Annotated in this window: 4 protein-coding genes; 1 reads left to right on the top strand and 3 read right to left on the bottom strand. The window is 53.1% G+C overall.

From position 1 onward, the window contains the following. Nucleotides 1–132 (top strand): transposase (locus L1069_RS23525; RefSeq protein WP_237457262.1); only part of this gene is annotated, 132 nt, incomplete at its 5' end. An 87-nt stretch (nucleotides 133–219) separates the two neighbouring features. On the opposite strand, the gene L1069_RS23520 is transcribed toward L1069_RS23525, so the two are convergent. The 3 genes from L1069_RS23520 to L1069_RS23510 form a co-directional block, all read right to left on the bottom strand. Beyond that, nucleotides 220–1,767 carry a polyamine aminopropyltransferase gene (locus L1069_RS23520; protein WP_129370337.1) on the bottom strand — a complete coding sequence of 516 codons (1,548 nt, stop codon included), beginning with the start codon at nucleotides 1,765–1,767 and terminating at the stop codon, nucleotides 220–222. An 80-nt stretch (nucleotides 1,768–1,847) separates the two neighbouring features. Beyond that, on the bottom strand, nucleotides 1,848–2,327 hold the full coding sequence (locus tag L1069_RS23515; protein ID WP_129370338.1) for a hypothetical protein: 480 nt from the start codon (nucleotides 2,325–2,327) through the stop codon (nucleotides 1,848–1,850). A gap of 110 nt (nucleotides 2,328–2,437) precedes the next feature. Beyond that, nucleotides 2,438–3,778, bottom strand: coding sequence for a rhomboid family intramembrane serine protease (locus tag L1069_RS23510; protein WP_237457261.1), 1,341 nt, complete (start codon nucleotides 3,776–3,778; stop codon nucleotides 2,438–2,440). Nucleotides 3,779–3,896: the final 118 nt, after the last annotated feature.

Raw genomic sequence — 3,896 nt, 5'->3', positions numbered from 1 at the left:
GTCGAGAGATGCTTCAACAAATTGAAGAATGCCCGGCGTGTGGCAACCCGCTATGACAAGACAGCCGAAAGCTTCCTCGGCTTCATAGACATCACTTCGATCCGCCTCTGGATCCGCCATTTGTCAACATGACCTAAGCAAGGTGAAAATACATAAGCCACGAGCTGTTGTCTGAACCGCCTAAATGGGACTCGTTTTCAAAACTGAACAGTTGGAATATTATTGTGCCAAGTCGAGCGCGTATTCCTGATAGATGACTGGGCTAAAAATTGAATTCACTTGAACGGGGCGCTGGGGTAGCAAATCTGTCGCGAAAACCTTGGCGGCTTCGAAGTCTTTGGTTTTCAAAGACCTTAGATCCTCTGGGAAAGGGATTTGCGGTTGATTTTCAGTACGGCTGGCCAAATTGAAACCCCAGATGCCAAACGATGGAATCGGGATTTGGTAATTCGCAACTTCGGGAAAAACCGCTTTGAGGGTCTCAGAAACAGTCCAATAGGTGTGCGGCGAAAAGAACGGAGAGCTGCTTTGAGTCACAAGCGTACCATCTTCGGTCAGGACCGCAGCGACCATAGCATAGAATTCCACAGAATAGAGCTTGGACAGAGCTTCGTTGTGGGGGTCTGGGAAGTCGATAATGATCCGGTCGTACCGCTGGTCCGTTTCTTTAACAAAAAGAAAGGCATCCTGATTGTAGACGTGCAGCTGCGAGGCCTGCATGCTGCCCTTGTTCAAGCGGACCACCGGCGCAAAGTCTCTCCCCAAGTCCGTCATTGCAGGGTCGAGATCCACCAGGTCAATGCGCTCAACACTTGGGTGCTTTAGAATTTCCCGAATCGCCAGCCCATCTCCGCCCCCCAGGACCAGAACGTTTTTTGCCGGTTTGCCCCAAGACATCACCGGATGCACCAAAGCTTCGTGGTAGCGGTATTCATCGGCCTCAGAAAACTGCAAATGCCCATCAATATAGAGGCGCACATCGTTTGTCTTCCAGGTGTTTGTCACAACCAGCGTCTGATATTGTGATTGTTTGCGCCAGACGATGCGGTCGAAATAGAGATGGTCCTGGGCAAAGGCTGTGATCCAGCCTGCAGACAGAGTCAGGCCGAACAGCAAGGCCACTGCGGCCAGCACATAGCCCATCATACGCCGGGGAGCATCCAAATGGTCGCGCAACCACAATACGTTCAGAAGGGCAACTGCTGCATTGGTCAGGCCGATTGCAAAAGATGACGAAATCAGTCCCAATGAGGGCAGTAGCAGCAGTGGAAACATCACTGACCCGAGCAGCGCGCCAAGATAGTCTAGTGACAGCACGCCTGAAATCGACTCCCGGACTGTGGAGCCTTCCGACAGAACCCGGGTCAGCAAAGGAATTTCAAGCCCGACCAGAAACCCGATAGCCGAGATGAAGGTGAACATTCCCACTGTATAAAACCAGGGTGCCATCGGAAAGAGCATGAAAAGGGAGATGCTGCACAGCCCGCCAACCAGGGCCAGAATAATCTCTACCCGGACAAAGGCCTGGATCAGGTTTCCATTGATGAAACGTGAAACATATGACCCAACCCCCATGGCGAACATAAAGAACCCGATTGTCAGCGAAAACTGATAAACTGAGTTGCCAAGCAGATAGCTGGAGACGGTCCCAATAATCAGCTCATAGACGATCCCGCACAATGCCACCACAAGGATCGAACCCAGAAGAATTGCGCCCTGTCTCCGGGGTAAATCCTGATAACGGTTCAGGCTGGATGCCTCCGTCATAGCGACCTCTTTCGGTAGAATGAAGAATGGCCCGGACGCCGAAACGCATCCAGGCCTGCCGTTCGCGTTCGCGATCCGGATTACTTGCCGGCACGCAGGCCGCCCGAGCGGGCGCTTGAAGGTGCCTTGTAGCTGGACCGCGGGGTGATTGTACGATTGTTGAAGCTTGCTTTTGTCACCCCGGCGGACCGCTGGCGGCTGATCAGCGAGCCGATCAGCGCACCGGCCAGAAATCCGGTCCCGGAGAACCGCAGGCCGGTCGAGTTTCCGCTCACATCCGAGGCGATCAGACGCTTGTTTTCCTCGTCGATTTCAACGGTGAAAACGTCACCTTCCTCACTGTCCTGAACCCCGTTTTCGTTTGCATCGGCAAAGCCCAGGAATTTCGCATCCTGCTGGGTTTCAAGACCAAGGGTTTGATCAAAGAACCGAGGTTCGGAGTTCATAACGTTTGTCAGATACTCTGTAAATTCCTTGATCTGCGAGTCGTCTGCCGTGGTAACATTGTTTTCACCTAAGAAGGCTTCGTAGTTCATCAGCGCATACTCGGTGCGGTCCAAGACCTGGCCCAGGTCCGCTGTCTGCTCTCTTTGGGGGGCAAGGAACATAGAGTAGGCAACAAAGCCAGCAATGCCAACAAATGCGATAGTTTTAATTTTTCCAAGCATATTCAGTTCTCTGTGTAAAATGCGGGGCAGTCTTTATCTTTCGGGTGCAATGAGCATGTCCACCAATCTTGCTGCAACCCCAAACTGTAAAAATCTTTCAGGCTGCCGCAAAATTTGAACCCTTGTGATTGAAGAGCTGCACTATTTGCCGTTGAAAGATCCGATGGCAGCACCAGCACAGCCATGCGTGCGCCATTGACTGCAGCATCTGCCAGAACGGCTTCTGCCCCCTCTAGGCCTTTACCCGTTTCCTGCCATTTTAGACCAGCTACCTTGTCTCCTTCCGGCGCTTTTTCGGCCCCGGTGAACCGGATCCCATTGGAAACCTTCAGCTCTGGTGCGGGCGGGGCGGCCTGTTCATGGTTGACCAGCGCATAGATCATCTTGGCTTCTCCCGGTTCATGGTAATCCGGCACCGTTACTTCCAGATCCGCACCAAACTCTTCATACATACGGTGCGCGGCTGCATAGATCTGTTCACCGTCTTCCGCGTAGTCACTGGTTTCAATGAAGAGCTTTCGCATCTGACTGTCTGTCAGTTTCTGCAGCAAGTCTGACATCATCTGCCGCCCCAGCCCCTGGCCGGCGCAGTCCTGGTCCAGATAAGTCCAGGACAACCATGCAACGCCATCGGCTTCGGTATCCGGAGTATATCCAGTCACACCAAGAATGCTGCTGCCCTGCTTAAGAATGAACATATTGCTGACACCCTGGCTGAGCATTGCGGCCTCTGCTTCTGCCGCGTCGTCTTCATCAGTTTGTGCAATGATTTCAACCACGCGGGAAAGGTGGTTGAGCACCATAGGCTTCAGCGCGGGCGCTTTGGTGCCAAAGAGATTTTCGAACATAAAGAATACCCCTCCCAGGGCGGCAGAAACAGCGTGGGAATAAATTGCGAGGCTTTCATCGGCGAAATGCAACTCGGCTGCAAGCAGCACCGCGCCCCAAAGCAGCAACCAGGGGCGCTGTTTCTTGGACGCCACTGACAGAGCAGCGCAGCTGCCAAGCCCATAGGCCACACCAGAGGCTCCCGCAAAGCCGGGTCCAACAATGACGAGTTCCGCCCCTGTCCCCAACACAGTGCATGCAAGCATTAATAATACAGTGCCCATATGGCCGAGGCGTGGCTCTACCTGCCATCCTGCCAAGGCGATGATCAAAGCGTTGACGGCCAAATGGAGCACCGATCCGTGACGCAACACGCCTGCCAAAAGCTCAGCAAAGCTCTGCAGCCCTACTGTGCCTGAGACTGGCCCAAGGTAGAGATACGCCCAAAGTATCAATATGTTGAACCCGAGGGATGCCGGTGAAACCAGAAGAAAGTAACCAACTTTGTGTATCATGATGAAGTGTTATCCGAAATTAACTCAGCCCAGTGCTGTCCCCTGTATTGCCCAATGCCATTTGTCGGCACTTCATGGCAGGCTTTAACCGTGAAACTGGCATAGAAGTATGCATCCA

The organism is Leisingera sp. MMG026, assembly GCF_021654205.1.
Taxonomy (GTDB): Bacteria; Pseudomonadota; Alphaproteobacteria; order Rhodobacterales; family Rhodobacteraceae; genus Leisingera.
Note: the sequence above shows the minus strand (reverse complement) of the source record. Positions and strands in the feature narration are given on the sequence as shown.

Excerpts from the sequence above, each read along its gene's own strand:
- L1069_RS23510 (WP_237457261.1), bottom strand. The coding sequence starts at position 3,778 with ATGATACACAAAGTTGGTTACTTTCTTCTGGTTTCACCGGCATCCCTC.
- L1069_RS23520 (WP_129370337.1), bottom strand. The coding sequence starts at position 1,767 with ATGACGGAGGCATCCAGCCTGAACCGTTATCAGGATTTACCCCGGAGA.